General features: G+C 44.3%; 1 protein-coding gene. It reads right to left on the bottom strand.

Going from position 1 to position 519, the window contains the following annotated elements; translation table 11 throughout:
• On the bottom strand, window positions 1–450 hold a 450-nt coding region (gene djlA, locus A3763_RS22650; RefSeq protein WP_082880568.1), incomplete at its 3' end, for a co-chaperone DjlA.
• Between the last annotated feature and the right edge of the window lie 69 nt (window positions 451–519).

Genomic DNA, 519 nt, shown 5'->3' with positions numbered 1-519 from the left:
ATTTGGGTGTAATTCTCCGTCGGCAAGCGCGGTGGTTAGCTGTATCTCCATAAACATTCTAAGGAGATTGGTACGACGGCCGCAGACTCGCTTTAAGTCATCCATGGCAGCGATATAATCAAAATCTTCTTGCTTGCCTTGATTGAATAAATTGATTGCTGCTTTACGTTGCTCGTCCGTCAACTGCATCTTGCTCATGGTGTCTTGAGCAACTTGAATTTCGACTTGAGATACATGGCCGTCTGATTTTGCCAAACGCCCCATTATCGAAAATGTGGCAGCAAAAAAAGCCGCTTGTATTTCTTCCTGATTGCCACCAGAAAAGTTTTCGATATTGGCCATACCTTTATCGAAGCTATGACCAATAGCCGCGCCTAACAAAGCGCCTAAGGGGCCACCGCCAAATGCGAAGCCCAAGGCTCCACCGATTAATTTTCCCCACCAGTTCATTGTCTAAATCTATACCTTGCGTTAAAGCGCTATCTGCCTTTTGCAGTGAATATAAATATATAAACTTAG

The sequence above is a fragment of the Oleiphilus sp. HI0128 genome (assembly GCF_001635365.1).
The sequence above is the reverse complement of the archived record's forward strand: the minus strand, read 5'-3'. Positions and strand labels throughout refer to the sequence as shown.